The organism is Bordetella sp. 2513F2 (assembly GCF_054642735.1).
Genome location: NZ_CM137755.1, coordinates 1,819,439 through 1,843,227 on the forward strand (window position 1 = coordinate 1,819,439; position 23,789 = coordinate 1,843,227).

Consider the following 23,789-nt stretch of genomic DNA (forward strand, 5'->3'; position numbering starts at 1 on the left):
GAAGTTCCGCTATGGCGTTGCGCGCAACCATCTACAAGGCCGATCTCAACGTGGCCGATACCGACAGGCACTACTATGGCAGCCATGGCCTGACCGTGGCGCGCCACCCGTCGGAGACGGAGGAGCGCATGATGGTGCGGCTGGCGGCCTTCGCCCTGCACGCCTCGGAAGGGCTGGCCTTCACCAAGGGCCTGAGCGACACCGACGAGCCCGACATCTGGCGCCAGGACCTCACGGGCGCGATCGAACTGTGGATCGAGGTCGGGCAGCCCGACGAGCGCCGCATCCTGCGCGCCTGCGGCCGCGCCGAACAGGTGGTCATCTATTGCTATGGCGGCCACGCATCGCAGGTCTGGTGGGGGGGCGTGCGCCACAAGGTGGAGCGGGCGCGCAATCTGCGCGTCGTCAACCTGCCGGCCGGGCAGACGTCGGCGCTGGCAGAACTGGCCGAGCGCGGCATGCAGCTCAACGTGAATATTGCCGACCAGGCGGTTTATGTCTCGGCCGCAAAGGGTGAAGCGACGCTGGAACCCGAGGTCTGGCGTGAGGCGTCCGCGGGCTGACATCCCGCCTTCGCCGACCTAGGACGCGGGGCGGTCGTTCGAGCGGCGGTGGGGCACCAGGGGCGGGTTGGGGCGGTCGGCGACCACCTTGTGCCAGAAGTCGGGCAGGAAGCATTCGGCGACCAGCAGCGGCTGGCCGTGGCGCCAGAACACGGAACGCCGCGCCCAGGCGCCGGTCGCGCTGGCCGGGGTCTGGCCGGGCAGCCGGCTCACCATGCGATGAAAGGGCACCGGCGGAGCCAGGCGCAGGACGGCAAATGGCGAGCGCCTGACGCTGCGGTCGTGATACAGCATGTCGGCCAGCGGCCGGGTCATCAGGCGCCGCATGCCCTGCCATACGCCATGCGATGCGGCCAGCGGGGTCAGGCTGCGCGCCGCCACGCTGTCCACGCCGTCCACCGACATGAGCACTTCCCGAACCCATACCGGGTGGCGTGCGGGCAGCCCCATGGGCCTGGCTTCGTCCTCGGGCGCGCCGCTGGGGTACTCGGCCAGCACGCGCAGCCGCACCTGGCCCAGGCCGCGCAGGCCGGCCGTGAGGGCGCCCGGGCGGAACAGCCAGGCCCGATGGAGGAGTGGGAGGGAGGCGGGCGCGCGGGCGGCCCAGCCGCTGGGGCTGACGGGGCTGGAAAGGATCATGGGCCGGTATTATGCCAAGGTCGGAGGGCGGCGCCCGGGGCGTCCGCGCCGCAGGGCCTACAATACCGCGCCATGGAAAAAGTACGCATCTCCAAGCTGATGTCCGAGCGCGGGCTCTGTTCGCGGCGCGAGGCCGACGCCTATATCGAGCGCGGCTGGGTCCGGGTCGACGGCGAGGTGGTGTCGGAGCTCGGCGCGCGCGCCTATCCCAGCCAGGCCATCACCCTGGAGCGGGCTGCGCAGGCGCGCCAGACGGCGCAGGTCACCATCCTGCTCAACAAGCCGGTGGGCTACGTGTCGGGCCAGGCCGAGAAGGGCTACACCCCGGCGGTGGCCCTGGTGCAGGCCGCCTCGCGCTACGCCGGCGACCGCGCCCCGCAGCGTTTCGAGCGGTCGCATCTGCGCGGGCTGGCGGTGGCCGGCCGGCTCGACATCGATTCGCAGGGCCTGCTGGTCCTCACCCAGGACGGGCGCGTGGCGCGGCGCCTGATCGGCGAGGATTCTGCCGTCGACAAGGAATACCTGGTGCGGGTGCAGGGGCGGCTGTCGGAGAACGGGCTGGCGCTGCTCAACCACGGGCTTTCGCTGGACGGCAAGGCGCTGAAGCCGGCGCAGGTGCGCTGGCAGAACGATGATCAACTGCGCTTCGTGCTGCGCGAAGGGCGCAAGCGGCAGATCCGCCGCATGTGCGAGCTCGTGGGCCTGCGCGTGGTCGGGCTCAAGCGCGTGCGCATCGGCAAGGTGGCCCTGGGCGACCTGCCCCCGGGGCAATGGCGCTACCTGCGCGACGACGAGTCGTTCTGAATCGGGCCGGCCGCCGGACTCATTTCAATGGGTTTCCCGGCACGGGTTCGGGCAGGCCGAGCGCGCTATGCTGCACGCCCAGTTCGCCACGACTCAGATGCTCCATCAGGAATTCCGCAAAAATACGCGTCTTGGCCGGCAGCAGCCGGGTTTCGGTAACGGCGTATACCGGGAAGGGGCCTGCGTGCCACTCCGGCAGCACGCGCCGCAGGCGGGTCGAGATGCGGTCCGGGCCGACGTCGCTCGTGGGCGCAAGCACCGCCACGCCGGCGCCCAGCATGGCCAGGCTGCGCAGCATGGCCACGCTGTTCACCGAGAAGCGCTGGCCTGGCGTGATCTCCACGTGCTCGTCGCCGCGGCGCAGCGGCCAGCGCGTCACGCGGCCGCTGTAGGCGCGGAATTCCAGGCATTCGTGCCGGGCGAGGTCCTCGGGATGCCGCGGCTCCCCATGGCGGGCCAGGTATTCCGGCGAAGCGTAAAGATAGCCGTGTATCCTGCCCAGCAGGCGTGCGATGCGCGTGGAGTCGGGCAGGTCGCCGATCTGGATCGCGATGTCGCACGACTGGAACACGCGCCCCGCATGCTCCGGCGCGGCCAGGTCCAGATAGAAGGTCACCTCGGGATAGCGGCGCGAGAAGTCCATGAAGGCGTCGGCCAGGAAATCGGTGCCGAAATCCGCAGGCATGTTCACGCGCAGCGGGCCCCGCGGGGTATCGACCAGGTTCTGCAGTTCTTCCTGGGCCACCAGCGCCTCGGCTACGATGCGCTGACAGCGCTCGAAATAGAGCTGCCCGGCCTCGGTGAGCTCCACCCTGCGGGTGGTGCGGCTGAGCAGCCGCAGGCCCACGCTGCGTTCCAGTTCGGCCACCTGGCGCGAGAGCGTGGATTTCGGGATGCCGAGGTGCTCGGCCGCCCGGCTGAAATTCCGGGTCTTGGCCACCTCGACGAACAGTTCCATGCCTTGGAGTCGGCTCATGCGGATGACTGCAGGAAAAGGGATGGTGGATTGTCCCATAAATGGAACTATGTTTTCGTAACCGAATACTTTGTATCTGGAACGGGATAACGCAGAATGTCGGTTTTTTGCATTGCAGCACGGGGCCGGAACACCGGCCGCGGCGTGTGCGCAGCCGCCCGGCGGGCGCGCAAGATGAACGAAACGGGAAAGCAAGCAATGAAGAATCATCATCCGGTCCTGCGCGGCGGTGCTGCGCTCTTTTTCTCGGCGATCGTGCTCGGACTGGCGGCTTGCGGCGACCAAAAAGGGGCGGCCCCGGCTGCTGCGGGCAAGCCCCAGGTCGGCGTGGTCACGCTCAAGACGCAGCCTGTGACGCTCACCACCGAACTGCCCGGCCGCACGGCCGCCACCCGCAGCGCCGAGGTGCGGCCCCAGGTCAACGGCATCATCCAGAAGCGGCTCTTCACCGAGGGCGGCGAGGTCAAGGCCGGCGACCAGCTCTACCAGATCGATCCGGCGCTCTACCAGGCGCAGGTCGAGAGCAGCAAGGCCGCACTGGCGCGCGCCGAAGCGCAGCTGCGCAGCGCCCGCGCGCTGGCCGAGCGCTACAAGCCGCTGGTCTCCACCCGCGCCATCAGCCGCCAGACCTATGACGACGCCGTGGCCGCCCGCGACCAGGCCCAGGCCGACGTGCTCTCGGCCAAGGCCGCGCTCGACACCGCGCGCATCAATCTCACGTATACCAAGGTGCTGTCGCCCATCGACGGCATCATCGGCCGCTCCGCCGTCACCGAAGGGGCTCTGGTCGCAGCCAACCAGGCCAACGCCCTGGCCACCATCCAGCAGATCGATCCCGTCTACGTCGACGTCACCCAGTCCAGCACGCAGCTGCTGCGCCTGAAGAAGGACCTGGCCAGCGGCCGGCTCAAGCGCAGCGGCGACGGCCAGGCGGCCGAAGTCACGCTCACGCTGGAAGACGGCACGCCCTACGAACACAAGGGCAAACTCGAGTTCTCCGAGGTCACGGTCGACGAAAGCACGGGCTCCGTGATCATCCGCGCGCTGTTCCCCAACCCCGACCACACTCTGCTGCCCGGCATGTTCGTGCGCGCCCGGCTGGCCGAAGGCGTGGCGCCCGAAGGGTTGCTGGTGCCGCAACGCGGCGTCACGCGCAGCCAGCGCGGCGAACCCACCGCGATGGTGCTCGATGCCGAGAACAAGGTCGAGCTGCGCGTCCTCCAGGCCGATCGCACCGTGGGCGACCACTGGCTGGTCACCGGCGGCCTGAAGGCTGGCGACCGCGTCATCGTCGAGGGGCTGCAGAAGGTGCGGCCGGGCGTCGAGGTCGAAGCCACCGAATGGCAGCCGGCGCCCGCCGCGGGCGCCGCCCCGGCCCAGCCCGCCGCGCAAACGAAGTAAGGGAGCCTAGCGCATGGCCAAGTTTTTCATCGACAGGCCGGTCTTCGCCTGGGTCATCGCCATCGTGCTGATGATGGCCGGAGCCCTGTCCATCCTCAGCCTGCCGGTGGCGCAATACCCCAATATCGCGCCACCCGCCGTCCGCGTCTCGGTCACGTATCCGGGCGCGTCGGCGCAGACCGTGCAGGACACCGTGGTGCAGGTCATCGAACAGCAGATGAACGGCATCGACAACCTGATGTACATGTCGTCGCAGGCCACCTCCGACGGCAGCATGCAGATCAGGCTCACGTTCCGCCAGGGCACCAACCCCGACACGGCCCAGGTGCAGGTGCAGAACAAGCTGTCCCTGGCCCAGCCGCTGCTGCCGCTGGAAGTGCAGCAGCAGGGCATCCGCGTGACCAAGGGCACCGACAACTTCATGCTGGTGGCGGGCTTCGTGTCCACCGACGGGTCCATGAACAAGGCCGACCTGGCCGACTACGTGGCCACCTACGTGCAGGATCCGGTCAGCCGCACGCAGGGCGTGGGCGACTTCCAGCTGTTCGGCTCGCAGTACGCCATGCGCATCTGGATGGACCCGGACAAGCTGGTCAACTACGGCCTGGTGCCCAGCGATGTCAGCGCGGCCATCGAGGCACAGAACGTGCAGCTCTCCGTGGGCGAGCTGGGCGGGCTGCCGGCCGCCAGGGGCAACGAACTCAACGCCACCATCATCGGCCCCACGCGCCTGCAGACGCCGGAGGAGTTCGGCAAGATCCTGCTCAAGGTCAACGCCGACGGCTCGCGCGTGCTGCTCAGGGACGTCGCCACCATCGAGCTCGGCGCCCAGAGCTTCGCCATCGACAGCCAGTACAACGGCCGGCCCGCCACGGGCCTGGCCATCCGCCTGGCCTCCGGGGCCAATGCGCTGGACACCGCCGAGGCCGTCCGCGCCACGCTGGACAACCTGAAGCAATACTTCCCGCCGGGCATGGAAGTGGTGTATCCGTACGACACCACGCCGTTCGTGTCGATTTCCATCGAGACGGTGATCCACACCTTGTTCGAGGCCATCGTCCTGGTGTTCCTGGTGATGTATCTGTTCCTGCAGAACTTCCGCGCCACGCTGATCCCCACGCTGGCGGTGCCGGTCGTGCTGCTGGCCACCTTCGGCGTGCTGGCCGCGGCCGGTTTCTCCATCAACATGCTCACCATGTTCGGCATGGTGCTGGCCATCGGCCTGCTGGTGGACGACGCCATCGTGGTGGTCGAGAACGTCGAGCGGATCATGCAGGAGGAGGGCCTTTCGCCCAAGCAGGCCACGCGCAAGTCCATGGACCAGATCACGGGGGCGCTGGTCGGCATCGCCCTGGTGCTGTCGGCCGTGTTCGTGCCCATGGCGTTCTTCGGCGGGTCCACGGGGGTGATCTATCGCCAGTTCTCCATCACCATCGTGGCCTCCATGGCGTTCTCGGTGCTGGTGGCCATCGTGTTCACCCCCGCCTTGTGCGCCACCATCCTCAAGCCCATCCCCAAGGGGCACCACGGCACGCGCAAGGGCTTCTTCGGCTGGTTCAACCGCAACTTCGAGCGGGCCAGCCACGGGTATTCCAACACGGTGGCCCGCTCGCTCAACCGCGGCAAGCGGATGATGCTGATCTACGTGCTGCTGGTGGCGGGCATGGCCTGGCTGTTCACCCTGCTGCCGTCGTCCTTCCTGCCCAACGAAGACCAGGGCGTGCTTTTCGTCCAGGTGCAGGCGCCGGTGGGCGCGACGGCCGAGCGCACGCAGAAGGTCATCAATGCGGCGGCCGAATACTTCCGCAACGAGGAAAAGGAGACGGTCGAGTCCACCTTCGCCGTCAATGGCTTCAGCTTCGGCGGCCGGGGCCAGAACGCGGGCCTGGTCTTCGTCAAGCTGCGCGACTGGGACCTGCGCAAGGGGGCCGAGCTCCGCGTCGACGCGCTGGCGGCGCGCGCCAACGCCAAGTTCGCCACGGATCCCATCTTCCGCGATGCCACCGTCATGGCTTTCGCGCCGCCGGCCGTGATCGAGCTCGGCAACGCCACCGGTTTCGACATGATGCTGGTCGACCGCGGCGGCGTGGGCCGGGAGACCCTGCTGCAGGCGCGCAACCAGCTGCTGGGCATGGCCGCCCAAAGCCCGGTGCTGGCGGGGGTGCGTCCGAACAGCACCGAAGACGCGCCGCAGTACAAGCTGGAGATCGATCGCGAGAAAGCCAGTGCGCTGGGTGTGTCCATCGCCGAGATCCACACCACGCTGTCGGCGGCCTGGGGCTCGTCGTACGTGAACGACTTCATCGACCGCGGCCGCGTGAAGCGCGTGTACATCCAGGGCCAGCCGATGTCGCGCATGGTGCCGGAAGACCTCAACAAGTGGTATGTGCGCAATGCCGCGGGCGACATGGTGCCGTTCTCGGCCTTCGCCACGGCCGAGTGGACCTACGGTCCGCAGATGCTCACCCGCTATAACGGCACCCAGTCGTACCAGGTCCTGGGCCAGGCCGCGCCGGGCTACAGTTCGGGCGACGCCATGGCGGAGATGGAGCGCCTGGTCGCCCAGCTGCCCACAGGCGTGGGCTTCGAATGGACGGGCCTGTCATACGAAGAGCAGTCCTCGGGCTCGCAGGCGCCAGCGCTGTACGCCATCTCCATCATCGTGGTGTTTCTGTGCCTGGCCGCCCTGTACGAAAGCTGGAGCATTCCCACTTCCGTGCTGCTGGCGGTGCCGCTGGGAGTCATCGGCGCGGTGATCGCGATGCTGCTGCGAGGCTTCTCCAACGACGTGTACTTCCAGGTGGCGCTGCTCACCACCGTGGGCCTCACCGCGAAGAACGGCATCCTCATCGTGGAGTTCGCCAAGGAGCACTACGAGTCCGGGGCCAGCCTCGTCGAGGCGGCCGTGCATGCCGCGCGCCAGCGCCTGCGTCCCATCATCATGACCTCGCTGGCATTCTCGCTGGGCGTGGTGCCGCTGGCCATCTCCACCGGCGCCGGCTCGGGCGGCCAGAATGCCGTCGGTACCGGCGTCATCGGTGGCGTGGTCACCGGTACGCTGCTCGTCATCTTCTTTGTGCCAACGTTCTTCGTGCTCATGCTGCGTCTCTTCAGGGTCAAGCGCCTCAGCGAGCGGCGTGCCGAAGAAGAGGCCCTCGACGCCAAGCTGAGGGACCAGCCGTGATTCCGTTTTCCATGAACAAACTGTCCGTACTCGCCTTGTCGGCCCTGCTGGCCGGCTGCACCCTGGCGCCGCGCTACGAGCGCCCGGATGCGCCGGTCGACGCGGCCTATCCCACCGGTCCGGCCTATGGGCAACCCACGCCGCTGGCGGCGGGCCAGCCCGCCGCGGCCGACATCGGCTGGCGCGATTTCTTCCACGATCCGCTGCTGCACCGCCTGATCGAGATGGCGCTGGCCAACAACCGCGACCTGCGCGTCGCGGCGCTCAATGTGGAGGCGGCGCGCGCGCAGTACCGCATACAGCGGGCCGAGATCCTGCCCACCATCGGCGGGGCGGGCGAGGCCTCGGTGCAGCGCCTGCCGGCCGATCTCAGCCAGAGCGGCCAGTCCATGATCAGCCGCAGCTACCAGGTCGGCATCGCCACCTCGGCCTGGGAGCTCGACCTCTTCGGCCGCATCCGCAGCCTGAGCCAGCAGGCCCTCGAGAACTACCTGTCGCTCGACGAGACCCGCATCGCCACGCACCTCAGCCTGATCGCCGAGGTTGCCAATGCGTACCTCACGCTGCGGGCCGACCAGGAACTGCTGCGGATCACGGGCGACACCCTGGCCGCCCAGAAGGCGTCGTACGACCTCACCAAACAGCGCTTCGACGCGGGCGTCTCCACCGACCTCGACCTCAGCCAGGCCGAGATCGCGCTGCGTACGGCCGAGAGCAATTTCGCCACCTATACGCGCCTGGCGGCGCAGGACCGCAATGCCCTGGTGCTGTTGCTGGGCCAGCCGTTGCCGGCCGACCTGTCGGCCGAGATCGAGCAGGCGCAGGGCCTGCCCGACGGCATCGTCTCGGAAGACCTGCCGGCAGGCCTGCCTTCCGACCTGCTGGTGCGCCGGCCGGACATCCGCGCCGCCGAGCATACGCTGCGCGGCGCCAACGCCAACATCGGCGCGGCGCGTGCGGCATTCTTCCCCACCATCAGCCTCACGGGCAGCGCCGGCACGGCCAGCGCCAGCCTGGGGGGCCTCTTCGAGGGCGGCTCCGGGGCCTGGAGCTTCGCGCCCCAGATCACGCTGCCCATCTTCGCCGGCGGATCGCTGCGCGCCAACCTGGACCTGGCCCAGGTGCAGAAACGCATCGAGATCGCCAACTACGAGAAGGCCATCCAGACGGGTTTCCGCGAGGTAGCCGATGGGCTGGCGGGCAAGCGCACGCTGGACGAGCAGATCCGTTCCGAACGCCAGCTGGTGCAGGCCAGCCAGCGGGCCTACAACCTGTCGGAACAGCGCTTCAAGGAAGGGGTGGACGACTACCTCAGCGTGCTGGATTCGCAGCGCTCGCTGTACAGCGCGCAGCAGTCGCTGGTGAACACGCGCCTGACGCGCCTGTCCAACCTCATCGGCCTGTACAAGGCCCTGGGCGGCGGCTGGACCGAGCGCACCGTTGCGCCCGCGCCGGCGGCGCAGGTTGGGGCGCCGGGCTGAGGCCAGGCGGCGGGCTCATGCCGGGGCCCGGCAAAAAACAAAGCCCGCCGGCTTGCGCAGCCTGCGGGCTTTGTTTATCGAGCCTGCATCGAGGCGTCAGGCGCGCCTTTTGGTGATGAAGCCCACCACGAACAGCACGATGATGGCGCCTACCACCGAGCCGATCCAGCCAGCCGGCTCGCCAGGCGCGTACCAGCCCAGCGCCTGCCCCAGGAATCCCGCCACCACGGCGCCGACGATGCCCAGGATGGTCGTCATTATGATGCCCAGATTCTGGTCCCCCGGCATGATGGCCCGGGCGATCAGGCCCACGACAAACCCGACGATGATCATGATGATGATGCTCATGCGCGTACTCTCCTTGGTGGGAAACTGCGGAACCCGTCCGGAAATCATACCGGCCGCCTTTGCGGGCGCGTTGTAACCACACGTACCGGACAGGAACAACATGCGGGCGCCGGCCGTGGCGCCGCGATTTCCGCGCCGCGGACCGGACGGCAACGTGTCGGGAAAGCAACAGTGGCGCGCTGCAAACCCTGCGGTCCGGGCCCGAACCCCTCCACGTGGCCGGTCACTTGAGCGCCAGCATCTGCCGCAGGTCGTGCACGATGGCTGCCACGCCGTCGGTGTCGGCCGCGAGCAGCCGGGCCTTGCCGGCGGCATCGAAGATGTACACGCCGCGGCTGTGGGTCACTTCGTAGTTGTCGGGGTCGGCGCCGGGGCGGGGCGGCTCGATCTGATAGGCCACGCGGTAGCGTCGCGCCAGGCTGGCGATCTGCTTCCCGGTGCCCGTGAGGCCGGTGGCGTTGGCATTGAACGCGTCCACGTACGCCTGCAAGGTCTCGGGCGTGTCGCGGTGGGGATCCACGCTGATGAAGACGATGCGCACGTCCCGGGCGTCGGTGCCCAGCTCCTGGAGCACGCCGGTGAGCTGGGCCATGGTGGTGGGGCAGACGTCCGGGCAGCTCGCATAGCCGAAGAACAGCAGCACGGTCTTGCCCCGGAGGTCTTGCGCGGTGACCGTTCTGCCGCCGGCGCCCGTGAGCTCGAAAGCGAGATCGGGCAGGTGGCCGCTCACGTCGTAGAGCTGCCAGTCGGCCGTGCGATCGCCGCAGCCGGCGGTGGCGAGGCCCAGCAGCAGGGCGAGGCAGGAGAGGAGGCGTCGCATGCCGCGATTCTAGCGCGCCGGCCCCGCTACAGCCGAACCTCCACCTGGACGTCGTGGCTGGCCGGCCCGCGATCCTCCACGAAGGCGGATACGCGCGCCCCCTGCCGCTGGAAGACCAGGTCCAGGTAGTGCGATCCCACTTGCAGCCGGCGCAGCTGCAGCCGGTCGATGCCGGTGGGCAGCCAGGGGTGGGCGATCGTCACCCGCCGGCGCTGGCCGTCCACTTCCACGCCCAGGCAGGCCTGCAGCAGCATGAATACGGCGCCCGAGGCCCAGGCCTGTGGCAGGCATGCCACGGGATAGGCCGTGGGCGCCTCGCCGGGCACGCGCTCGAAGCCGCAGAACAGCTCCGGCAGACGCATGCCGAAATGCGCGGCTGCCTCGAACAGCTGGGCCAGCAGACGCACCACGGCCTCGCGCTCGCCGTAGCGCGCCATGCCTGCGGCGCACAGCGCCATGTCGTGGGGCCATACCGAGCCGTTGTGATACGACATGGGGTTGAACCGGGCGGCCTCCACCGCCAGCGTCCGCAGCCCCCAGCCGCTGTTGAGCGCGCGCGACATCAGTTGCCGCGTCACGGCCGCCGCCCGCTCTCGCCGGGGCAGGCCCGCGTAGAGCAGGTGTCCGGGATTGGAGGCGCGCACGCGGCAGGGCTGGCCTGCGCCGTCGAGGGCCAGCGCGTAGTACTGCAGGTCGGGCAGCCAGAAGTTGCGCTCGACGGCTTCGCGCAACTGGTCTGCCAGGCCTCGCCAGTGGCGCCCGGCGTCGGGCTCGCCCAGCCAGTCGGCCAGCGCCGCCATGTCTTCGTAGGCGCGGTAGGCATAACCCTGCACTTCCACGAGCGCGATGGGCCCCTCGGCCGCGCTGCCGTCTGCGTGGAACACCGAATCGTGGCTGTCTTTCCAGCCCTGGTTCGCCAGCCCGCTGGCCTCGGCACGGGCGTAGGTCAGCAGACCATGGGGATGCGCCGAGGCATTGGCCTCGATCCACTGCACGGCGGCCTTCAGGGCCGGCCACAGGGTCTCGGCGAATGTCCGGTCGGCGGTGCGCCGGGCATAGGCGCCGGCCAGCATGATGAACAGCGGCGTGGTGTCCACCCCGCCGTAATACTGGCCGAACGGCAGCTCGTTGGCGGCAGCCATTTCGCCCTTGCGGGTCTCGTGCATGATCTTGCCCGGCTGGGCATCGCGGAATGGCGAGGTTTCCCGCGCCTGGCTGTGCGCCAGGAAGGCCAGCACGCCGCGCGCGAGCTCCGGATCCAGCCACAGCGTCTGCAGAGCGGTGATGATGGCATCCCGGCCGAAGGGCGTGGAAAACCACGGGATGCCTGCATACGGATAGAGGCCCGTCGGCAGCTCCGTGGTCAACAGGGCCAGGTCGGCACGGGATTTGTCCAGCCAGGACTGGAACAGCCGGCCCGGCGCGACCAGCCGCGCGCCGCGGCGCCTGCGTTGCCGCAGGCTGCGCCAGGCCGCCGCCGCGGCCTGGCGGTAGCGCTGGCGCGAAGGCTGGGCGCGCGTCGTGCCTATCTCCACATACAGCAGCCACGCGGCGCGTCCGGGCAGCGCAACGTCGAATACCGCAAGCCCGGCGTCCAGCCGGGCCGGCGGCTCGGAGAAGTCCACCGACACCTGCCGGGCCAGCCCGTCCAGTCCGCGGTAGCGCAGCGTCACGCCCCGGGGGTCCACTTCGGGCGGGGTCTGAGTGCCGCGCTGCGCGCGCTGCTGCCCGCGCACCTCGAACATGTCGTGGAAATCGGCGGCGAAATGCACGGCCAGCGGCGCGTGCGTCGGCGCATCGCTGTAGTTGGCGAGCTGGATGCGCTCGTAGATCCGGCCCTGCCACAGGAAACGCTTGCGCTCGATGTGCACCACGCCTTCCGGCGTGGCCGCGGGGGCGCCCAGCGCCGGCAGCGGCTGGTTGGTGAGGTGCGCCGTGAAGTAGAGGTTGTCCTGGCTCACGCCGCTCGACAGCAGGGCGGGCCGCCGCTCCGCCAGCCGAAGGTGCAGTCGGGAGAGCAGCCGGGTGTCGTTGTGGAACAGCCCGTCGCCGCCGCCGTTCACGTCCCCGTAGGCGTCGGCCACCAGGAACGTGTCGCCTTCCTTCAGCACGAACAGGGCGCCGGCGCGGGGCGCGGCCCCGGCGGGCTGGGCTGCGCTGGTCATCGCTTCGGATGCCATGGCCACCCCCGTGGTCACGCGCTCTGCGCGAAGAGCGCCTCGTTGGAGGATTCGCCCTGCAGCTGCCGGTAGAGCCGCAGGTAGCGCCCGGCCATCGCAGTCGCGGTGAAGCGGCGTTCGAACACCGAGCGCACGCGGCGGCGATCCAGCCAGCCGGCGCGTTCCACGGCTGCCGCCGCCTGCTCGATGTCGTCGACGATGAAGCCCGTGACGCCTTCCTCGAGCACTTCGGGCACCGAGCCCTGGCGCCAGGCAATGACGGGCGTGCCGCAGGCCATGGCCTCGATCATCACCAGGCCGAAGGGCTCGGGCCAATCGATCGGGAACAGCAGGGCCCGGGCATTGCCCAGGAATTCGGATTTCTGGTGGTCGCCGATCTCGCCGATGAATTCCACCAGCGGGTCGTCCAGCAGGGGTTCGATGGCCTGGCGGAAATAGGCCTGGTCGGCCGCATCCACCTTGGCCGCGATCTTCAGCGGCATGCCCGCCTGGCGCGCGATCATGATGGCGCGGTCGGGCCGCTTCTCGGGAGAGATGCGGCCCAGGAAGGCGAGGTAGTCGCCGCGCGGCCGGGCCGGCGGGCGGTAGGGGGCCGGGTCCATGCCGTGGTGCACGGTGCCGATCCAGTTGGCGGACGGCAGCGGCTCGCGCTGGGATTCCGAGATGGACACCAGCGGGTAATCGGGCCAGCGGCGGTAGGCCTCGGGGAGGTCCTTCAGGTCCAGCCGTCCGTGCAAGGTGGTGAGCGTGCGCCCGGCCATCTCCTCGAACAGCGGGAAATGCAGCAGATCCACGTGGAAATGCAGCACGTCGAATTCGGCGGCCCGCGCGCGCACCTCGTAGAGCATGGCCAGGTGGCTGGCCACATCGGACTTGAGGGGAGCGGGATCCAGCCGTAGCGCCTGGTCGCGCACCGGCACGAGCCGGCCGCGGGTGCACGTATCGCCGGAGGCAAACAGGGTGACGTCGTGGCCCAGGGCCACCAGTGCGTCGGTCAGGTGGGCCACGACGCGTTCCGTGCCGCCATACAGGCGCGGCGGGACGGCTTCGTACAGGGGTGCGATCTGCGCAATCTTCATCGGTCGAGTTCCTGAGCAATGAACAAAGCGGAGAGGGACGGCGGGTTGCGGGCCGTCCGGCCGCACAAGGAATATGGGCGCCCGGCGCGGATTTCAAGAGGCCGGGCGTGCCCGCTTCCGGGCCCTGCGATCAGGCCGGCTCGGCCATGCCGCTGTGCCGCAGCAGCGCGTCGATGCTGGGCTCGCGTCCGCGGAAGGCGCGGAACGAGTCGGCCGCGGGGCGGGCTCCGCCCACGGCCAGGATCTCCCGGCGGAAGCGCCGGCCGGTGTCCGGGTCCAGCGTGCCGGCGTCGGCGCCGGACCGGGCGGCGGCTTCCTCGAAGGCCGCGTAGGCATCGGCGGACAGCACCTCGGCCCACTTGTAGCTGTAGTATCCCGCGCCGTAGCCGCCGGCGAACAGGTGCGAGAAACTGTGCGGAAACCGGTGCCAGGCCGGCGGGAACAGCACCGCCACCTCCTCGCGCACCTGCTGCAGCACCGCCAGCACTTCGCCGATGGGCAAGCCCCGGGAGCCCGAGTGCAGCAGCATGTCGAACAGCGCGAACTCGATCTGCCGCACCGTCTGCATGCCGCTCTGGAAATTGCGCGCGGCCACCAGCTTGTCGTAGAGGGCGCGCGGCAAGGGCTCGCCGGTCTCGACGTGGGCGGAAAGCTGCTGCACCACCGTCCATTCCCAGCAGAAGTTCTCCATGAACTGCGAAGGCAGCTCGATGGCGTCCCACTCCACGCTGGCAAAGGCGGCCGCGGCCGGCTCGTCCACTTCCGACAGCAGCGCGTGCAGGGCGTGGCCGGTCTCGTGGAACAGGGTGATGACGTCGTCGTGGGTGAGCAGGGCGGGCTTGCCGTCGCCCGGCCGCGAGAAATTGCACGTGAGGTAGGCCACCGGCGTCTGCAGCCGGCCGCCGGCCACGCGGCGGGTGCGCTCGCTGTCGACCCAGGCGCCGCTCTGCTTGCCGGCGCGCGCGTACAGGTCCAGGTAGAGGTGGCCCACCAGCCCGCCCGCCGGCGTCTCGACGCGCACGCCGCGCACGTCGGCGTGCCAGGCGGAAACCGGCTCTTCGCGCAGGCGCACGTCGAACAGCTTCTCGATGACCGAATACAGGCCCTGGAGCACGGTGGGCTCGGTGAAGTATTGCTTGATCTCGTCTTCGGAATACGCGTAGCGCGACTCGCGCAGGCGCTCGGCGGCGTACGTCACGTCCCAGGGCTGCAGGTCTGCCAGCCCGAGTTCGCTGGCGGCGAATTCGCGCAGCGCCGCCAGGTCGCGCTCGGCGTACGGCCTGGCACGGCGGGCCAGGTCGCGCAGGAAGTCGGTGACCTGCGCGGCGCTGGTGGCCATGCGGGTCTGCAGGCGCAGCTCGGCGAAGCTGGCGTAGCCCAGCAGGCCGGCTTCCTCGGCGCGCAGCGCCAGCAACTCCTCGATGAGCGCGGAGTTGTCGAACTCGGGCGCGCCCTGTTCCGAGGCTACCGTGGCGTAGGCGCGGTACAGCGTGGCGCGCAGCTCGCGGTCGCGCACGTACTGCATCACCGGCAGGTAGCAGGGCATCTTCAGGGTGAGCTTGAAGCCCGGCTTGCCGTCGGCCTCGGCGGCGTCGCGCGCGGCCGCCAGCACGTCGGCGGGCAGGCCGTCGAGCCGCGCCGCGTCGTCCACGTAGAGCGACCAGGCGTCGATCGCGTCGAGCACGTTCTCGGAGAACTTCTGCGACACCTGCGCCTCGCGGTCGGAAATGGCCGCATAGCGGTCCCGCGCCTCGCCCTGGAGCTCCACGCCGCTGAGGCGGAAGTCGCGCAGCGCCAGTTCCACGATGCGCCGGCGCACCGCCGGCCAGACGTCGAACCCGGGCGCCTGGCGCAGCCGCTGGTACTGGCGGTACAGGCCTTCGTGCAGGCCGACCCAGGTGGAGAACTCCGTGACCTTGGGCAGGGCCTCGTTGTAGGCCTCGCGCAGCGCCGGCGTGTTGACCACCGCATTCAGGTGGCCGGCCACCGACCACGCCCGCCACAGGCGCTCGGTGGCCCCGTCCAGCGGTTCGACCACCGCTTCCCAGGTGGGCGGCAGGTCGGGCGAGGCGGCGTGCTCCACCGCCTGCCTGGCCTCTTCCAGCAGCGCCTCCACCGCCGGGACGATGTGCTCGGGCAGCACACGGGCGTAGTCGACCAGTTCGGAGGCGGGGGCGAGCAGGGGATTGGGAGTCATCGTGGTATCGGGGAAAGACCGGGAAAGGCCCGCACGCGCGGGGCCGTGTTTCAACTAGTTGGGGGCGATCGGGAGGGATGCAAGCCCCGGCCGCGCCCGGCAACGGGGCAGGCGGCCGCGGTGCCGGGCGCCGGAGCGCCTGGCGCCACCGCTGTCGTTCAGGCGCGGCGCTCGGCCGCCTCGACGGTGTTGACCAGCAGCATGGCGATGGTCATGGGGCCCACCCCGCCCGGCACCGGCGTGATGGCGCCGGCCACCTCGCGTGCGGAGGCGAAATCCACGTCGCCGCACAGCTTGCCGTCCGCGCCGCGGTTGATGCCCACGTCGATGACCACGGCGCCAGGCTTGATCATGTCGCCGGTGATCATGCCCGGCTTGCCGGTGGCCACCACCAGCACGTCGGCGCGGCGCGTCTGGGCGCCGAGGTCGCGCGTCTTGGAGTTGCACAGCGTGACGGTGGCGCCGGCCTGCAGCAGCAGCATCGCCATGGGCTTGCCCACGATGTTGCTGGCTCCCACGACCACGGCCTCGGCGCCGCGCAGCGGCACCTGCTCGGATTCGAGCATCTTCATCACGCCGTAGGGGGTGCAGGGGCGGAACAGCGGCTGGCCGGTCATGAGCAGGCCGGCATTGCTGACGTGAAAGCCGTCCACGTCCTTCTCGGGGGAGATGGCCTCGATCACCTTGTGCGAGTCCATGTGCGGGGGCAGCGGCAGCTGCACCAGGATGCCGTGGATGGACGGGTCGCGGTTCAGCGCGTCGACGCGCGCCAGCAGCTCGGCCTCGGTCATGTCGGCCGGGTATTGCTCCTTGACCGAGTGCAGGCCGGCCTTTTCGCAGGCGGCGACCTTGTTGCGCACATAGACCTGGGAGGCGGGGTCTTCGCCCACCAGCACCACGGCGAGGCCGGGGCGGATGCCGCGGGCGGCCAGGGCCTGCACGCGCTGGGCGACTTCTTCGCGGATGCGTTGCGACAGCGCCGTGCCGTCGATGATGCGGGCGGTCATCGGCTCTGCGCTCATGCCTGGGTCTCGGGCTTGGCCAGGGCAACTTTCATCAGGTCGGCAACAGTGGTCACTTCGAGTTTTTCCATGATGTTGGCGCGGTGCGCCTCGACAGTCTTGATGCTGATGCCGAGGTCGTCGGCGATCTGCTTGTTGAGCCGGCCGGCCACGATGCGCTCGAGCACCTGCTGCTCGCGCGCGGTGAGCCGCGCCAGCATGGCTTCGTGGTCTTTCTGGGCCTGGAACTTGCTCACGCGCTGCACGGCCTGTTCCAGCATGCGCGCCACGATCTCGCGCAGGTCGGATTCATTGAAGGGCTTCTCGAGGAAATCGATCGCGCCCTTCTTCATGGTGGACACCGCCATGGGCACGTCGCCGTGGCCGGTGATGAAGACGATGGGCAGCGGCGCCTGGCGGGCGATCAGCTGCTCCTGCAGCTCCAGGCCGCTCATGCCGGGCATGCGCACGTCGGCGATCAGCACGCCCACCTGGTTGGGGTCGTACTCGTCGAGGAAGGTCTCGGCGCTGGCGTAGGCGCGGACGCGGTAGCCGTTGGCCTCGAGCAGCCAGCGCAGCGAATCGCGGACGGCCTCGTCGTCGTCGACTATGAATACCGTGCTCGACAGGTGGGGGGTGTTCATGCGTGCAACTCCTCGGACTGATCAGGCTGCGGTTGCGTTTGTGGCGCTGCGCAGGGCAGGGTAAACCGGAAAATCGTACCGCCGGCCGGGTTGGGATCCGCCCACAGGCGGCCATGGTGCGATTCGATGATGGTACGGCAGATGTTCAGTCCCATGCCCAGCCCCTGGGACTTGGTGCTGAAGAAGGGTTCGAACAGGCGCTCGGGCTCGGCCAGGCCGTGGCCCCGGTCGACCACGGCCACTTCGATGTGCTGTTCGTGCAGGATGACGGCCACCTTGAGCTCGTCGGATTCGCTGTGCTCCATGGCCTCCAGGCCATTCTTGAGCAGGTTCAGCAGCACCTGCTCGATCAGGATGGGGTCGGCCAGCACGTCGGGCGCGTTGGACGGCACGAAGCTGTCGATGCGGATGCGGCGCTTGCGCGCATCGATCTCGGCGAAGCCGATGGCATTGTCGACGATGCGGCGGATCGCCACGCGCTGGCGGCGCGGCTCGCTGCGCTTCACGAATTCGCGGATGCGGCTGATGATCTTGCCGGCGCGCTCGGCCTGCGCCGCGGCCTTCTCGAGCGCCGGCAGCAGCATGTTGGGGCTGGTGTGGCCGGCCTTGACCAGGGCCACGGCGCCCATGCTGTAGTTAGCGATGGCGGTGAGCGGCTGGTTGAGCTCATGCGCGAGCGACGACGCCATCTCGCCCATCGTGGTGAGGCGGCTGGTGAGCTGGATCTTCTCCTGCTGCAGGCGCGAGGCCTCCTCGTGGTTGCGGCGCTCGGTGATGTCGCGCGCCACCTGCATGCGCACGCGCCGGCCGTCGGTCCAGGCCAGCATGCGGTGGTGCACCTCGAACCAGCGCTGCACCGAAGGGGCGAACACCTCCACCGACTCGTCGGTGAAGCGGCCCCGCCGGCCGGCCAGCAGCTCGTCGTGGCCGCCGGTCTGGGCGCCGAACACCCTGCGGTAGGTGCGGTTGGCGAACAGCAGCTCCAGCCCGTCGTGCGTGTCGGCCGTGACCGAGATGGCGTCGTCCAGGCCCTCCAGCACCGTCATGAAGCGCTCGTGCGCCGCCGTGAGCGCCTCGCGGATGCGCTTGGGCTCGGTGATGTCCGTCATGGAGGTCATCCAGCCGATCTGGTTGCCGTTGGGGTCCAGCAGCGGCGAGACGTACATGCGCGCGGTGAAGCGCGAGCCGTCGCGGCGCTGCGCCTCGATCTCCAGCCCGCTGGAGGGCGTCTTGCCCGACATCAGGACGTCGAGCGTGTGCTGGTGCTGCTCATGCCGGCCGGGCACCCAGTAGGGGAAGGGCGGGCTGCGGCCGATCAGGTCGGCCTCGTTCCAGCCTATCATGCGGCAGAAGGCCGGATTCACATAGGCGATGCGCCCTTCCATGTCGAGCACGCGCATGCCCGTGGACATGGAGTTTTCCATGGCGCGCCGGAAGCCCGTCTCGGCGATCAGCGCGGCCTCGGCCTCGGAGCGGAAGCGCGTATAGCGCCACAGCATGAGCAGGCTGATCACGATCACGCACGACAGCGCCAGCACCACCCAGATCAGCCGCTGCTGGCGCAGCTCCTGGTCTATCGTGACGAACATCACGCTGTCGTCGTGGATGCGCTGCAGCCAGAAGAATGCGCCCATCACACATATATAGAGCACGAGCACGAGCGCCGGCGTCAGCCAGTACAGCCCGCGCCGGTGCTGGCGGGCATGGTCGCGGAACGACGTGGGGATGGTGGACTTGACGCTGGACATGTGGGCGGTGCCGGTGAATCCGGCATTTTAGTGCCACTTTGTATCGCCCGTGCCAGGGGGCAATTGCCGTAAGGTGTCAGGCATGCCGTCGCGGCGCCAGAATCGGACGGAGCCAGGGCGGGCGTGCCAGGATATTCCGTATCATGAAATGCCGTACCGCAACATGAAATTTTCCTTGCGGCAGGTTAAATTTGTTTCTTAGAATGCCGCTTCTGGCAGCCCGCACAAGACCGCGGTCGTGTGCGCACGGCCCGCCGGCTCGGCCTGCACCTCGCCGTCCGCGCTACCCGCGGGCGCGCTCACGAACCCCCAACAGGAGACACACGATGTCCTCTCTTGCCCAGGCTGGCGCCCTCGTGGCTGCCAATGACGAAGACACCATCGAGACCCAGGAATGGCTGGAAGCGCTGGCCGCGGTGCTCGACCGTGAGGGGCCGGAGCGTGCGCACTACCTGCTCGAGCGCCTGATCGACCTGGCCCGCCGTTCCGGCGCGCACATCCCGTTCTCGCCCAACACGGCGTACGTCAACACCATCCCGCCCGGGCTGCAGCCGGCACACCCCGGCAACCTCGAGCTCGAGGCCCGCATCCGCTCATACGTGCGCTGGAACGCCATGGCGATGGTGGTCAAGGCCAACAAGCATAACCCGCCCGATGGCGGCGACCTGGGCGGCCACATCGCCTCGTTCGCCTCGCTGGCCACCATGATCGGCTGCGGCCAGAACCATTTCTGGCACGCCGAGACCGAAGACCACGGCGGCGACCTGGTCTACTTCCAGGGCCACTCGTCGCCCGGCGTCTACGGCCGCGCCTACCTCGAGGGCCGCCTCACCGAAGAGCAGCTCGACAATTTCCGCCAGGAAGTCGACGGCAAGGGCCTGTCCTCGTATCCGCATCCCAAGCTGATGCCGGATTTCTGGCAGTTCCCCACCGTCTCCATGGGCCTGGGCCCGCTGATGGCCATCTACCAGGCGCGCTTCCTCAAGTACCTGCACGCCCGCGGCATCGCCGACACCAGCAAGCGCAAGGTCTGGGTGTTCTGCGGCGACGGCGAGATGGACGAGCCCGAGTCGCTGGGCGCCATCGCCCTGGCGGCCCGCGAGAAGCTCGACAACCTGATCTTCGTGATCAACTGCAACCTGCAGCGCCTCGACGGCCCGGTGCGCGGCAACGGCAAGATCATCCAGGAGCTCGAGGGCGACTTCCGCGGCTCGGGCTGGAACGTCATCAAGCTGATCTGGGGCGGCTACTGGGATCCGCTGCTGGCGCACGACAAGGAAGGCATCCTGCGGCGCATCATGGAAGAAACCGTCGACGGCGAGTACCAGGCGTACAAGGCCAATGACGGCAAGTTCGTGCGCGAACACTTCTTCGGCAAGCATCCCAAGCTGCTCGAGATGGTCTCGCGCATGAGCGACGAAGACGTCTGGCGGCTGAACCGCGGCGGCCACGATCCGCACAAGGTCTATGCCGCCTTCGACGCCGCCTACCGGCACAAGGGCCAGCCCACCGTCATCCTGGCCAAGACCATCAAGGGCTACGGCATGGGCCAGGTGGGCCAGGCCAAGAACCCCACTCACCAGCAGAAGAAGCTGGAACTGGAATCGATCCGCGAGTTCCGCGACCGCTTCGCCATTCCCATCCCCGACGACCAGCTCGAGAAGCTGCCGTACTTCAAGCCGGCCGAGGATTCGCCCGAGATGAAGTACCTGCACGAGCGCCGCAAGGCCCTGGGCGGCTACCTGCCCAAGCGCCGCGAGAAGGCCGACGAGCAGCTCAAGGTGCCGGGCCTGGAGGCCTTCAAGGCGGTGCTCGAGCCCACGTCCGAGGGCCGCGAGATCTCCACCACCCAGGCCTTCGTGCGCATCCTCAACCAGGTCCTGCGCGACAAGCAGCTGGGCCCGCGCGTGGTGCCCATCCTGGCAGACGAATCGCGCACCTTCGGCATGGAAGGCCTGTTCCGCCAGATCGGCATCTATGCCCCGGAAGGCCAGAAGTACGTCCCGGTCGACAAGGACCAGGTCATGTACTACAAGGAGGCGGCCGACGGCCAGCTGCTGCAGGAAGGCATCAACGAAGCGGGCGCGATGAGCTCGTGGATCGCGGCGGCCACGTCGTACTCCACGAACAACCGCATCATGATCCCGTTCTTCATCTACTACTCGATGTTCGGGTTCCAGCGCATCGGCGATCTGGCATGGGCCGCCGGCGACATGCAGGCGCGCGGCTTCCTGCTGGGCGGCACGGCCGGGCGCACCACGCTCAACGGAGAGGGCCTGCAGCACGAGGACGGCCACAGCCACATCCTCGCGTCCACCATCCCGAACTGCGTGTCGTACGACCCGACCTTCGCGCACGAACTGGCCGTCATCGTCCAGCACGGCCTCAAGCGCATGGTCGAGAACCAGGAGAACGTCTATTACTACCTGACGGTGATGAACGAGAACTACCCGCAGCCGGGCCTGAATCCCGGCGACGAGGAAGGCATCATCAAGGGCATGTACAAGCTGAAGTCGGTGGGCAAGGGCAAGGCCCGCGTGCAGCTGATGGGCTCCGGCACCATCCTGCGCGAGGTCCTGGCGGCCCAGGACATGCTCGAAGCCGACTGGGGCGTGGCCTCCGACGTCTGGAGCGTCACCAGCTTCACCGAGCTGCGCCGCAACGGCCTGGACGCCGACCGCCACAACCTGCTGCATCCGCAGGAGAAGCAGCCGCAGGTGCCATACGTCACGCAGCAGCTGGAAGGCACGGAGGGCCCCATCGTGGCGTCCACCGACTACATGAAGCTGTTCGCCGACCAGATCCGGCCGTTCATTCCCAAGGGCCGCGAATACCGCGTGCTGGGCACCGACGGCTTCGGCCGCTCGGATTTCCGCAGCAAGCTGCGCGAGCACTTCGAGGTCGACCGCCGTTTCGTCACCCTGGCGGCGCTGCGCGCGCTGGCCGATGAGGGCAAGGTGCCGGCCGCCAAGGTCGCCGAGGCCATCAAGAAATACGGCATCAACCCCAACAAAGCCAACCCCCACTACGCCTGAGGGTGAGAAACATGTCCAAACAGGAAATCAAGGTTCCCGACATCGGCGACTTCAAGGAAGTGGAAGTCATCGAGGTGCTGGTGTCCGAAGGCGACACGGTCAAGGCCGAGCAGAGCCTGATCACGGTGGAGTCGGACAAGGCCTCGATGGAGATTCCGTCGTCGGCGGGCGGCGTGGTCAAGTCGGTGAAGGTCAAGGTCGGCGACAAGGTCTCGATGGGCACGGTCATCGTCGAGGTCGAGTCCGACGCGGAGGCGGCCGAGCCGGCGCAGTCGGGCGGATCGGAGCAGCCCGAAAAGGCGGAAAAGCCGCAGAAGCCGGCTGAGTCCGCCCAGGCGCAACCTGCGGCCGAGGCCGGCGGCGACGGCGCCGTCACCGACGTCAAGGTTCCCGACATCGGCGACTTCAAGGAAGTGGAAGTCATCGAGGTGCTGGTGTCCGAGGGCGACGAGATCAAGGCCGAGCAGAGCCTGATCACGGTGGAGTCGGACAAGGCCTCGATGGAGATCCCGTCGTCGGCAGGCGGCGTGGTCAAGTCGGTGAAGGTCAAGGTGGGCGACAAGGTCTCGATGGGCACCGTCATCGCGCAAGTGCAGGGTGGCGGCGCCAGGGCAGCCGCGGCCGACAGGCCGGCACAGGAAGCCAGGCCGGCCGAAGAGGCCAAACCGGCCGCCGGCGCGCCGCCGCAGCCGGCCGCCGACAGCGCGCCCCAGGGCAGCGGCAAGCCTGCGCCGGCCGCTGCGCTGGAAGATGCGGGCCTCAAGCCCGGCCAGTTTCCCCATGCCTCGCCGTCGGTGCGCAAGTTCGCGCGCGAGCTGGGCGTGAACCTCAGCCGCGTGCAGGGATCCGGCCCCAAGGGGCGGATCACCGTGGACGACGTGCGCGCCTTCGTGAAGAGCGCGCTGGCTTCGGGCGCCGCGCCCACGCAGCCGGGCGGCTCGGCCGACGGCGCCGCGCTGGGCCTGCTGCCCTGGCCCAAGGTCGATTTCGCCAAGTTCGGTCCGGTCGAGGCCAGGCCGCTGTCGCGCATCAAGAAGATCTCCGGCGCCAACCTGCATCGCAACTGGGTGATGATCCCCCACGTCACCAACAACGACGAGGCCGACATCACCGAGCTGGAAGCCCTGCGGGTGCAGCTCAACAAGGAGAACGAGAAAGCCGGCATCAAGGTCACGATGCTGGCCTTCCTGATCAAGGCCGTGGTGGCGGCGCTGAAGAAGTTCCCTGAGTTCAACGCCTCGCTCGACGGCGACAACCTGGTGCTGAAGCAGTACTACCACATCGGCTTCGCCGCCGACACGCCCAACGGGCTGGTGGTGCCCGTGGTGCGCGACGCCGACAAGAAAGGCATTCTGCAGCTGGCGCAAGAGACGTCCGAACTGGCCAGGAAGGCGCGCGACGGCAAGGTCTCGCCCGCCGACATGCAGGGCGGCTGCTTCTCGATCTCCTCGCTGGGCGGCATCGGCGGCACGCACTTCACCCCCATCATCAACGCGCCCGAGGTGGCGATCCTCGGCGTCTCGCGCAGCTTCCACAAGCCTGTCTGGGACGGCAAGCAGTTCGTGCCGCGCCTGACGCTGCCGCTGTCGCTGTCGTACGACCACCGCGTCATCGACGGCGCCGCCGCGGCCCGCTTCAACGCCTATCTCGGCCAGCTGCTGGCCGATTTCCGGCGCATCGCGCTCTAAG

The 23,789-nt window shown here is 68.8% G+C and carries 17 protein-coding genes; 7 read left to right on the top strand and 10 right to left on the bottom strand.

The genetic code is table 11. The features are described from left to right. The first annotated feature begins 11 nt into the window (after nucleotides 1–11). Entirely contained in the window at nucleotides 12–563 is a 552-nt protein-coding gene (locus ACYBYQ_RS08675) for a YaeQ family protein (protein ID WP_459618342.1), read from the top strand. A gap of 18 nt (nucleotides 564–581) precedes the next feature. On the opposite strand, the gene ACYBYQ_RS08680 is transcribed toward ACYBYQ_RS08675, so the two are convergent. Then, nucleotides 582–1,202, bottom strand: a complete 621-nt coding sequence (locus tag ACYBYQ_RS08680; RefSeq protein WP_459618343.1) for a chorismate--pyruvate lyase family protein — start codon at nucleotides 1,200–1,202, stop codon at nucleotides 582–584. A 72-nt stretch (nucleotides 1,203–1,274) separates the two neighbouring features. On the opposite strand from ACYBYQ_RS08680, the gene ACYBYQ_RS08685 reads away from it, so the two are divergent. Then, a complete protein-coding gene (locus ACYBYQ_RS08685; RefSeq protein WP_459618344.1) occupies nucleotides 1,275–2,006 on the top strand; it encodes a pseudouridine synthase in 732 nt (243 codons plus the stop codon). 19 nt (nucleotides 2,007–2,025) lie between these two features. Here the strand turns inward: ACYBYQ_RS08685 and ACYBYQ_RS08690 are convergent, their stop codons facing one another. Then, a complete protein-coding gene (locus tag ACYBYQ_RS08690) occupies nucleotides 2,026–2,982 on the bottom strand; it encodes a LysR family transcriptional regulator (RefSeq protein WP_459618345.1) in 957 nt (318 codons plus the stop codon). A 198-nt stretch (nucleotides 2,983–3,180) separates the two neighbouring features. Here ACYBYQ_RS08690 and ACYBYQ_RS08695 point away from each other — a divergent pair, with 198 nt between their 5' ends. The 3 genes from ACYBYQ_RS08695 to adeC are packed head-to-tail and all read left to right on the top strand — an operon-like array spanning nucleotide 3,181 to nucleotide 9,048. After that, complete coding sequence (locus ACYBYQ_RS08695; protein ID WP_459618346.1) at nucleotides 3,181–4,383, top strand: efflux RND transporter periplasmic adaptor subunit; 1,203 nt, start codon at nucleotides 3,181–3,183, stop codon at nucleotides 4,381–4,383. Nucleotides 4,384–4,396: 13 nt separating this feature from the next. Further along, nucleotides 4,397–7,567 (top strand): efflux RND transporter permease subunit, encoded by a 3,171-nt coding sequence (locus ACYBYQ_RS08700; protein ID WP_459618347.1) that lies wholly within the window; start codon nucleotides 4,397–4,399, stop codon nucleotides 7,565–7,567. Nucleotides 7,568–7,578: 11 nt separating this feature from the next. After that, complete coding sequence (gene adeC / locus ACYBYQ_RS08705) at nucleotides 7,579–9,048, top strand: AdeC/AdeK/OprM family multidrug efflux complex outer membrane factor (protein WP_459618348.1); 1,470 nt, start codon at nucleotides 7,579–7,581, stop codon at nucleotides 9,046–9,048. 96 nt (nucleotides 9,049–9,144) lie between these two features. Here the strand turns inward: adeC and ACYBYQ_RS08710 are convergent, their stop codons facing one another. From ACYBYQ_RS08710 to ACYBYQ_RS08745, 8 genes are all read right to left on the bottom strand, one after another. After that, nucleotides 9,145–9,396: a GlsB/YeaQ/YmgE family stress response membrane protein gene (locus ACYBYQ_RS08710; protein WP_459618349.1), complete on the bottom strand. Its 252-nt coding sequence runs from the start codon at nucleotides 9,394–9,396 to the stop codon at nucleotides 9,145–9,147. A gap of 223 nt (nucleotides 9,397–9,619) precedes the next feature. Further along, on the bottom strand, nucleotides 9,620–10,216 hold the full coding sequence (locus ACYBYQ_RS08715) for an SCO family protein (protein WP_459618350.1): 597 nt from the start codon (nucleotides 10,214–10,216) through the stop codon (nucleotides 9,620–9,622). Between the two features lie 26 nt (nucleotides 10,217–10,242). Then, a complete protein-coding gene (locus ACYBYQ_RS08720; protein ID WP_459618351.1) occupies nucleotides 10,243–12,396 on the bottom strand; it encodes an amylo-alpha-1,6-glucosidase in 2,154 nt (717 codons plus the stop codon). A 14-nt stretch (nucleotides 12,397–12,410) separates the two neighbouring features. Beyond that, on the bottom strand, nucleotides 12,411–13,475 hold the full coding sequence (locus tag ACYBYQ_RS08725; RefSeq protein WP_459618352.1) for a glycosyltransferase family 4 protein: 1,065 nt from the start codon (nucleotides 13,473–13,475) through the stop codon (nucleotides 12,411–12,413). A gap of 130 nt (nucleotides 13,476–13,605) precedes the next feature. Further along, nucleotides 13,606–15,672 carry a M3 family metallopeptidase gene (locus ACYBYQ_RS08730; RefSeq protein ID WP_459618353.1) on the bottom strand — a complete coding sequence of 689 codons (2,067 nt, stop codon included), beginning with the start codon at nucleotides 15,670–15,672 and terminating at the stop codon, nucleotides 13,606–13,608. Nucleotides 15,673–15,830: 158 nt separating this feature from the next. Next, on the bottom strand, nucleotides 15,831–16,679 hold the full coding sequence (gene folD / locus ACYBYQ_RS08735) for a bifunctional methylenetetrahydrofolate dehydrogenase/methenyltetrahydrofolate cyclohydrolase FolD (RefSeq protein ID WP_459618737.1): 849 nt from the start codon (nucleotides 16,677–16,679) through the stop codon (nucleotides 15,831–15,833). Between the two features lie 11 nt (nucleotides 16,680–16,690). Further along, nucleotides 16,691–17,317 (bottom strand): response regulator transcription factor, encoded by a 627-nt coding sequence (locus tag ACYBYQ_RS08740; protein WP_459618354.1) that lies wholly within the window; start codon nucleotides 17,315–17,317, stop codon nucleotides 16,691–16,693. Next, the gene (locus ACYBYQ_RS08745) at nucleotides 17,314–19,065 is read right to left on the bottom strand and encodes a PAS domain-containing sensor histidine kinase (protein WP_459618355.1); all 1,752 of its coding nucleotides are present in this window, start codon (nucleotides 19,063–19,065) and stop codon (nucleotides 17,314–17,316) included. The genes ACYBYQ_RS08740 and ACYBYQ_RS08745 overlap by 4 nt, the downstream gene beginning before the upstream one ends. A gap of 326 nt (nucleotides 19,066–19,391) precedes the next feature. Between ACYBYQ_RS08745 and aceE the strand changes: the two genes are divergently transcribed. After that, the gene (gene aceE, locus ACYBYQ_RS08750; RefSeq protein ID WP_459618356.1) at nucleotides 19,392–22,100 is read left to right on the top strand and encodes a pyruvate dehydrogenase (acetyl-transferring), homodimeric type; all 2,709 of its coding nucleotides are present in this window, start codon (nucleotides 19,392–19,394) and stop codon (nucleotides 22,098–22,100) included. An 11-nt stretch (nucleotides 22,101–22,111) separates the two neighbouring features. After that, nucleotides 22,112–23,788, top strand: a complete 1,677-nt coding sequence (aceF, locus tag ACYBYQ_RS08755; RefSeq protein ID WP_459618357.1) for a dihydrolipoyllysine-residue acetyltransferase — start codon at nucleotides 22,112–22,114, stop codon at nucleotides 23,786–23,788. The last annotated feature ends 1 nt before the right edge of the window (nucleotide 23,789 follow it).

Excerpts from the sequence above, each read along its gene's own strand:
- ACYBYQ_RS08675 (WP_459618342.1), top strand. The coding sequence starts at position 12 with ATGGCGTTGCGCGCAACCATCTACAAGGCCGATCTCAACGTGGCCGAT.
- ACYBYQ_RS08680 (WP_459618343.1), bottom strand. The coding sequence starts at position 1,202 with ATGATCCTTTCCAGCCCCGTCAGCCCCAGCGGCTGGGCCGCCCGCGCG.
- ACYBYQ_RS08685 (WP_459618344.1), top strand. The coding sequence starts at position 1,275 with ATGGAAAAAGTACGCATCTCCAAGCTGATGTCCGAGCGCGGGCTCTGT.
- ACYBYQ_RS08690 (WP_459618345.1), bottom strand. The coding sequence starts at position 2,982 with ATGAGCCGACTCCAAGGCATGGAACTGTTCGTCGAGGTGGCCAAGACC.
- ACYBYQ_RS08695 (WP_459618346.1), top strand. The coding sequence starts at position 3,181 with ATGAAGAATCATCATCCGGTCCTGCGCGGCGGTGCTGCGCTCTTTTTC.
- ACYBYQ_RS08700 (WP_459618347.1), top strand. The coding sequence starts at position 4,397 with ATGGCCAAGTTTTTCATCGACAGGCCGGTCTTCGCCTGGGTCATCGCC.
- adeC (WP_459618348.1), top strand. The coding sequence starts at position 7,579 with ATGAACAAACTGTCCGTACTCGCCTTGTCGGCCCTGCTGGCCGGCTGC.
- ACYBYQ_RS08710 (WP_459618349.1), bottom strand. The coding sequence starts at position 9,396 with ATGAGCATCATCATCATGATCATCGTCGGGTTTGTCGTGGGCCTGATC.
- ACYBYQ_RS08715 (WP_459618350.1), bottom strand. The coding sequence starts at position 10,216 with ATGCGACGCCTCCTCTCCTGCCTCGCCCTGCTGCTGGGCCTCGCCACC.
- ACYBYQ_RS08720 (WP_459618351.1), bottom strand. The coding sequence starts at position 12,396 with ATGGCATCCGAAGCGATGACCAGCGCAGCCCAGCCCGCCGGGGCCGCG.
- ACYBYQ_RS08725 (WP_459618352.1), bottom strand. The coding sequence starts at position 13,475 with ATGAAGATTGCGCAGATCGCACCCCTGTACGAAGCCGTCCCGCCGCGC.
- ACYBYQ_RS08730 (WP_459618353.1), bottom strand. The coding sequence starts at position 15,672 with ATGACTCCCAATCCCCTGCTCGCCCCCGCCTCCGAACTGGTCGACTAC.
- folD (WP_459618737.1), bottom strand. The coding sequence starts at position 16,679 with ATGACCGCCCGCATCATCGACGGCACGGCGCTGTCGCAACGCATCCGC.
- ACYBYQ_RS08740 (WP_459618354.1), bottom strand. The coding sequence starts at position 17,317 with ATGAACACCCCCCACCTGTCGAGCACGGTATTCATAGTCGACGACGAC.
- ACYBYQ_RS08745 (WP_459618355.1), bottom strand. The coding sequence starts at position 19,065 with ATGTCCAGCGTCAAGTCCACCATCCCCACGTCGTTCCGCGACCATGCC.
- aceE (WP_459618356.1), top strand. The coding sequence starts at position 19,392 with ATGTCCTCTCTTGCCCAGGCTGGCGCCCTCGTGGCTGCCAATGACGAA.
- aceF (WP_459618357.1), top strand. The coding sequence starts at position 22,112 with ATGTCCAAACAGGAAATCAAGGTTCCCGACATCGGCGACTTCAAGGAA.